6 protein-coding genes are annotated in these 6,558 nt (G+C 71.0%); 2 read left to right on the top strand and 4 right to left on the bottom strand.

Translation table 11 applies throughout. From position 1 onward, the window contains the following. Positions 1-161: 161 nt before the first annotated feature. The 3 genes from G3I65_RS16930 to G3I65_RS16920 form a co-directional block, all read right to left on the bottom strand. Positions 162-1,058 (bottom strand): AraC family transcriptional regulator, encoded by an 897-nt coding sequence (locus G3I65_RS16930; protein WP_163046704.1) that lies wholly within the window; start codon positions 1,056-1,058, stop codon positions 162-164. 124 nt (positions 1,059-1,182) lie between these two features. Then, positions 1,183-2,313, bottom strand: a complete 1,131-nt coding sequence (locus G3I65_RS16925; protein WP_309235511.1) for a thioester domain-containing protein — start codon at positions 2,311-2,313, stop codon at positions 1,183-1,185. A gap of 273 nt (positions 2,314-2,586) precedes the next feature. After that, on the bottom strand, positions 2,587-3,195 hold the full coding sequence (locus tag G3I65_RS16920; RefSeq protein WP_160696975.1) for a TetR/AcrR family transcriptional regulator: 609 nt from the start codon (positions 3,193-3,195) through the stop codon (positions 2,587-2,589). Positions 3,196-3,261: 66 nt separating this feature from the next. On the opposite strand from G3I65_RS16920, the gene G3I65_RS16915 reads away from it, so the two are divergent. Continuing rightward, entirely contained in the window at positions 3,262-4,482 is a 1,221-nt protein-coding gene (locus G3I65_RS16915; protein WP_160696974.1) for a cytochrome P450, read from the top strand. 21 nt (positions 4,483-4,503) lie between these two features. Here G3I65_RS16915 and G3I65_RS16910 read toward each other — a convergent pair whose 3' ends face one another. Next, positions 4,504-5,508: an RNA polymerase subunit sigma-70 gene (locus G3I65_RS16910; protein WP_160696973.1), complete on the bottom strand. Its 1,005-nt coding sequence runs from the start codon at positions 5,506-5,508 to the stop codon at positions 4,504-4,506. 132 nt (positions 5,509-5,640) lie between these two features. Between G3I65_RS16910 and G3I65_RS16905 the strand changes: the two genes are divergently transcribed. Then, entirely contained in the window at positions 5,641-6,387 is a 747-nt protein-coding gene (locus G3I65_RS16905) for a DUF899 domain-containing protein (RefSeq protein ID WP_160696972.1), read from the top strand. Positions 6,388-6,558: the final 171 nt, after the last annotated feature.

Below are 6,558 nucleotides of genomic sequence, written 5' to 3'. Positions count from 1 at the left end.
TCAGCGCGACCGGCGCGGCGACGCCCGCCGCGAGCGCGGCCTTGAGCACCGTCTTGCGGCTGAGCTTGTTCTCTTCGTCCATGCCTTGCTCCTCGTGGGGGCGTCGGGGATCCCCTCGAACGTAGGCAGCGCACCGGCCGGGCGACGATGGACTGGACCGGTCAGTCGTGGTGAATCTCCCCGCCGCGCCGGAAGTCGCCGGGGCTGAGCCCGGTCTCCCGGCGGAAGAACCGGCAGAAGTAGGCCGGATCGGCGAACCCGACGCGGCTCGCGACCTGCCGCACGGTGAGGTCCGTCCGGAGCAGGAACCGTTGCGCCTCCCGGGTCCGGGCCTCGCGCAGCAACTGCGCGGCGGTGCGTCCGGTCGCCGCCTTCACCGCTTCGGTGAGGTGACCGGGGGTGACGCCGATGCGTTCGGCGTGCGCGGTCACCGACCACAGCCCGAGCTCGGTGCGGGCCGCGAGCCGCGCGAACTCCGCCGCCACCGCCCCGGCGGGCGCGGGCGGCGCTTCCGGTGTCCCCGGCAGCCGTCCCGCCCGCACGACGAGGACGTGCAGCAGCGCGCGCAGCACCGACTCGGTGTCGTCGCCACCGCGCCGGTATTCGTCCTCCAGATCGGCGATCAGCCGGGTGACACCTGCGTTCGCGCGGGCGTCGAGTTCCAGCCACGGCCGTGCGCTCAGCCGGCGCAGCAGCTCGCGGTCGGCCGGGTAGTCGAGGAGGAAGTCGTCGGTGAACACGACGACGTGCCCGTCGAGGCCGCGGACGTCGGCCCACTGGTGCACCTGACCCGGCGCGATGAAGCCGAGGTGCGGCGGCCGCAGCGGCCAGCGCGCCAGCTCGACGACGTGCGCGCCGGTGCCGCCGGTGACGTGCACGAGCTCGTGGAAGGTGTGCCGGTGCGGGAACTCCGCGCGCGACAGCGGACCGAGCGCGTCGAACGTGCCGACGGCGATCGGCGGCGCGTGCGGAGCGGGCACCTCCAGCCGGTGCATCGGCAGTTCGCCCGCCCGCGGCGTCGGACAGGGCGTCCCCAGCGGAACGGTGGTACCGCGCATGGCCGAAAAGTCTAGACCAATTACGGGGCGATTCGTCCCGTTGTACCCCGATGATCGCAATCCGAACGTCGGACGCGAAAACGGGGCCGGTCCACAGTGGACCGGCCCCGTTCACGGGTCTTGCCTACGCGCGGCTGCGACGCCGGTTGACCAGCAGCATCAGCGCGCCGCCGCCCAGCAGCAGGCCGCCGACACCGAACGGAACCGCGGCGTCGACACCGGTGTTGGCCAGGTCGCCGCCACCGGACTGCGCGCCACCCGGGGTGGTCGGCGCCGGGCTGGTGGCCGGGGTGCCCGCCTCGGTCCAGCTCGCGGCCGCCTTCGCGGTCACCTGGGTCTTCTCCGAGTCGGCGACGATCAGCGACTGCGCCGGCTTCTTGGCGTAGTTGTCGGCGACGAACAGGCGGCCGGTGTCCAGCTCGCCGGTGACCTTGAGCGAGAACGAGCCGTTGCCCGGCTTCGCGTCCGCCGGGACGTCGACGAACAGCTTGCTGCCGTCCTTGACGTCGGCCGACTTCAGCTCCTTGCCGTCGGCGTCGGTGACCTTGACGCCGTCGGGCAGCTCGGTGCTCAGCGACGTGATGTCACCGGAGGTGGCGACGCTGAACGGGCCGATCTTGGTGCCCGCGGCGCCTTCGGTCTTGTCCGCGGCGATGTTCAGGGTCGGCTTCGGCTGCTGCGCGATGCCCTTGTTCTCGTCACCGGTCAGGTAGCCGTACAGCGCGGCGACGTCGGCGTTGGCCTCGGCCGGGTTGTTCTCGGCCAGCGGCTTCGTGAGGTTCAGGTTCACGCCGTCGCTGAAGTGCCACACGGCGGCCTGCGTCGCGGCGATGGCCTCGCGCTCGGAGATGCCGTCGTTGACCTTGACGCCGGCCTTCGACAGCGTGCTGCCCAGCGCGTCCAGCCCGACACCCGGGTAGCCGTGGTGCAGCACCCAGTTGATCTTCGCGCTGTTCTTCTCGAAGGGCGAGTTCTCGGCGGGGTACTTGTTCCACGGGCGCTCGACCATGTCGACGTCGGTGCGCATGCCGACGGTGATCTGCACGCAGTAGAGCTTGAGCGTGCTGCCGTCGGACAGCTTCAGCGAGAACAGCTTGGTGATGTAGTCGCCGCCGCCGTCGAGGTTGAGCCGGTAGCCGACGGTGCCGGCGTTTTCGCTGACCCGGCCGCGCGCCGCGCCGTCGTCCGCGAGGGCCGACGGGGCGCCGACCATGACCGCGGCGGCCGCGGCGAGCACCGCGATCCCGCCACGCACGAGAGTGGACCTGACCTGCATAAATCTCCTATCCGAGCCCGAACCACGACGTGGGGGCCGCGCAGATGACAGACGTCGATCGCGGCGGCCACCGATTCGGGTGAGTGATCACCCGGTCAAGCGAGTCCGGAGCTTACACAGACCGCACAAGTACTACTCAGGGTGCCCCCTTAAACACGAATGTGCCCGAATGGCCGCGAAAACTGCCTTGAAAAAGGCCGCCGACGCCGTTCTTTCCGGACCCGGCGGCGGCGCGGCGGCGATTCATCGCCGTTACCCCGAACGGCGCAACCCCGAAGCCATCCGGCCGATGACCGCCGTGTATTCCGCCTTCAGCCGCGCTTTGTCCACATCGGACGCTTCGGCCAGCGCCATCCCGGCCGTGCCGAGCATGCCGAACACCAGCCGGGTCGTGGTTTCCAGGGGCTGGCCGTCGAGGTCGCCGTCGTCCACCAGCGCCTTGATCAGCTGCTCGACGAGGCCGTACGCGAACTGCTCCTCGGCCGCCTGCCAGCGCGGCCAGCCCAGCGCGATCGGGGCTTCCTGCCAGACCAGCCTGCCGTACACCGGGTCGCAGCAGCGGTCGAGGAACGCGTCGAGCGCGGCGAAGGCCGCCGTCCACGGATCGTCCGCCTGGGCCGCCGCGGCCGCGGACAGTTCCATCGCCCCGGTTTCGAGCTGCTCGAACACCGCCTCGAAAAGCGCCGTCTTGTTCGCGAAGTGGTGGTAGATCGCGCCGCGCGTCGCCTGGATGTCGGCGGCGATGTCCTCCAGCGCCGTGCCGCCGAAGCCGTGCTCGGCGAACCGGCGGGTGGCCGCCGACAGCAGGGCGGCCCGGGTGGCCTCGGAGTACTGCTCCCGCCGGCTCTTGACGGTCGACATGCGCCGAGCATACGACATACACTGTGTATGTCACCGACACGGCGTAGGTATCTCTGGGGGCTTGCGATGACGAACACCGACGAGCTGCTCTTCAACCCGTTCGCGCCAGGGTTCTTCGAAGACCCGTACGCGCAGTACAAACTGCTTCGCGACGAGGATCCGGTGCAGCAGCACCCGCTGGATTTCTGGTTCGTCTCGCGCTACGAAGACGTTTCGGCGCTGCTGCGCGCCGGGCTCTCGGTGGAGATGCGGAACCTGGCCGCGGGCCCGTTCCTCGACCAGCAGGCCACGCTGACCCCGGACGGCGAACCCGGCGTGCTGAACCTGTCGATGCTCGACCGCGACCCGCCCGACCACACCCGCCTGCGCTCGCTGGTGACGAAGGTGTTCACCCGCCGGGCGATCGCGGCGCTCGAACCGCAGATCGTCGCGCTGGTCGACGCCTCGCTGGACCGGATGGCCGAAAAGGGCACGTCGGACCTGGTCGAGGAACTGGCGTTCCCGCTGCCGTTCGCGGTGATTTCGACGATGCTCGGCATGCCGCCCACCGACCACGCGCGCATCCGCGAGCTGAGCGGAACCCTGGTGCGCTCCCTGGAGATCGTGGCCGACGACGAGACGATGCGGGCGATCGCGGCGGCGGACGCGGAGCTGTCCGCCATCACCCGTTCGGTGATCGAGTGGAAGCGCGACCACCCGGCGGACGACCTGCTGACGGCGTTGATCGCGGCGGAGCACGACGGCCAGGTCCTCGACGGCGACGAGCTGGTGGCCCAGGTGGTCCTGCTCTACGTGGCCGGTCACGAGACGACGGTCAACCTGATCGCCAACGGCGTGAACGCGTTGCTGCGGAACCCGGACCAGCTCGCGCTGCTGCGTTCGCGGCCCGAGCTGGCGCCGAACGCGGTGGAGGAGTTCCTGCGGTACGACTCCCCGGTGCAGCAGACCCGGCGGATCACGACTTCGCCGTATTCGGTGGCGGGCAAGGAAATCCCGGCGGGCACCTTCGTGCTGGCCTGCCTGGCTTCGGCCAACCGCGACGAGCGGTTCTTCGGCCCGGACGCCGCCGAGCTGCGCCTGGACCGCGCGGAGGCCCGCCACCAGGTGTCGTTCGGCGCCGGACCCCACCACTGCCTGGGCGCGGCACTGGCCCGGCTGGAGGGTCAGGTGGCGATCAGCCGGCTGGTGCGGCGGTTCCCGGACCTGGGGTTCGCGGGGAAGCTGGAGTGGAACGGCCGGATCAACCTGCGCGGCCCGGCGAAGTTCCCGGTGACCGTCCACGGTTGAGCCCGACCAGCGTTTCCGGCTTCAGCGAGGGGGATCCGGCCGGAGGGTCCGGGGGAGGCCGAAGTAGGGGGCGACGGTGGTTTCGAAGTGGGTGAGTTCGCTGATTCCGCCGGTGGTGCAGGTGGCCACCAGGACTCCGGTGCACCGCAGGAGGTCGGTCCGCGGATCGCTGCTGTATTCGCCCCAGGCCGGCTGGCCGTTCGCTCGGGTGGGGATCAGGCGGCTGATCGTGCAGCCCTGGCCGTAGGCGGCGGTGAAGAAGCGGCCGGCGGATTCGGGGCCGCGGTACTCGAACGGCAGTGGCGGCATCTTGACCCAGACGTCGTCGGTCATCAGCGCGATCAGGGCCGGGACGTCGTGCGCGGTGAAGGCGGTGACGAAGCGGTCGGTCAGCGCGCGTTCGTCCGGTCCGCCGGGAACGGGTGCGGGCCGGTCGGGGGTGTGGGTGGCCTGGAGGGTCGCCCTGGCTCGTTTGAGGGCGCTGGTGACGGCGCTTTCGGTGAGGCCGAGCAGGTCGGCGGTCTCGGCGGCGCGGTAGCCGAGCACGTCGCGCAGCAGCAGGACCGCCCGCTGGTTGGGCGGGAGGAGCTGGACGGCGGTGACGAACGCCAGCGAGATCGCCTCGCGGGATTCGTAGCGGGCCTCGGGGCCGGGGTTGTCGTCGGGAAGACCGTCCAGGAGCAGATCGGGGTAGGGCTGAAGCCACGGGAGCTCGCCCAGCCGGGTCGGCTGCGGGTCCGGCGCCACCGGTGCGGGTGCGGCCGCGGGCCTGCGGGCGCGTAGCGCGTTGAGACAGCGGTTGGTGACGATGCGGTGCAGCCAAGTCCGCACCGAGGACCGGCCCTCGAAGCCGTCCAGGCCCAGCCAGGCCGACAGCAGGGCTTCCTGGACGGCGTCTTCCGCGTCCTGCAGCGATCCCAGCATGCGGTAGCACAGCAGGTGGAGCTCGCCGCGATACGGCTCGACCAGCGCCGCGAAGGCGTCCCGGTCGCCCGAACGAGCTTGTTGCAGCAGATCCGCCGCCATCGTTCACCTCCGTAAGCCGACACCTGTACCGACACCGGCCGGCGGCGAAACTGGGCGGTCCGCCACCGCCCAGTTTTACCCACCCGGCGGGTCTGTGGTCTGTGCAAGCCGGCAATGGAACGGAGATCCGCCATGAACCTGCCACCGATCGTGTCCGCCAGCGAATGGGAGATCGCGCGCCAGGCGCTGCTGGTCAAGGAGAAGGAACTGACCCGCGCGCACGACGCGCTGGCCGCCGAACGCCGTCGCATGCCCAGGATGGAGGTGGCGAAGCCCTACCGCTTCGAGGGCCCGGACGGCCCGGTGAGCCTGCTGGACCTGTTCGAGGGACGTCGTCAGCTGATCGTCTACCGCTTCTTCTTCGAGCCGGGCGTCTCGGGCTGGCCGGAGGGCGGCTGCCCGGGCTGTTCGATGATGGCCGACCAGGTCGCCCACCTCGCGCACCTGAACGCCCGCGACACCACGTACGTCCGGGTGTCGCGGGCGCCGCAACCCGACATCGAGCGGCTGAAGGCGCGGATGGGCTGGGACGCTCCCTGGTACACCATGACCGACGGCTTCGACGTCGACTTCGGCGTGGACGAGTGGCACGGCACCAACGCCTTCCTGCGCGACGGGGACCGGGTGTTCCGGACGTACTTCCTCAACCACCGCGGTGACGAGGCGCTCGGCAGCACGTGGAGCTATCTCGACCTCACCGCCCTCGGCCGCCAGGAGGATTGGGAGGACTCACCCGAGGGCTACCCGCGGACCGGGGCCTACGAGTGGTGGCGGCGCCACGACGAGTACGTCTCCGACACCGACCCGTGGGAGGGCACGCTCGACGAGCGGGTCGCCGCGCTCCGGGCACACGCGCGCGGTTCGACCGCGGACGCGTGATCGTCGCGCTGAGCGTGGTCACGGCGGCCACCGTGACGGGGGCCGCCGTGGCCAGGTGGCGTCCGGGACGGCAGGAGGTGTTGTCCGGGGCGGCGGCGGGCGCGTTGCTGGTGCTCGCCGGCTTGCACCTGCTCCCCGACGCCTGGCAGGACGCCGCGGCCGCGGGTCTGT

This window comes from Amycolatopsis sp. SID8362 (genome assembly GCF_010550475.1).
Classification (GTDB): Bacteria; Actinomycetota; Actinomycetes; order Mycobacteriales; family Pseudonocardiaceae; genus Amycolatopsis; species Amycolatopsis eburnea.
This window is presented reverse-complemented; position numbering and strand designations above follow the sequence as displayed.